Genomic DNA, 506 nt, shown 5'->3' with positions numbered 1-506 from the left:
TGAGCGACAACCCAGCTTTACTTGCACAAATGACCATTCTACGCGGTGTTGAACCTTTGTATTTCAAAGCAGCAGAAAGCCACGTCGATCTCGCGCCACAGTTAGTGGAATGCTTACGTCAAAAGGCCAACGAAGCACATATTTCCTCCATTTTGATGACCCAACTCGACTCCATCGAAGGCATGGGTGAAGTCAACGCGTGTCGCTTGCTGAGCTTGAATGTGTCTTCTCACATGAAGCCAGCGGAAGAAATCGCAGCTTAGGTTTACCTCCCCCTTATTCAAGCTCGACCTTGAATTTCTCCCCCATAACTTGCTCCACAGGGACTTGACCTGCCAAATGGCAGGTCCTTTTTATTGCTCACGATGTAACCAACCATTCGCTGACTCTTGGAATATGAGCGTTAACTTAATGAAATCGCATTCACAACTTGTTATTGTAGAGCGATTGTTATCCCTAAAAGCGTGCCCCTTTGAAAGAGAACACTCCCGTCGTCGAATTTAGCA

At 46.6% G+C, this 506-nt stretch carries 1 pseudogene; it reads left to right on the top strand.

Annotated features, from left to right (window positions below):
• Positions 1-263: pseudogene (locus R7Z50_RS31370) on the top strand (pyruvate kinase); the annotation flags it as partial.
• Positions 264-506: the final 243 nt, after the last annotated feature.

The organism is Vibrio sp. 1249-1, from assembly GCF_033340495.1.
The sequence above is the reverse complement of the archived record's forward strand: the minus strand, read 5'-3'. Positions and strand labels throughout refer to the sequence as shown.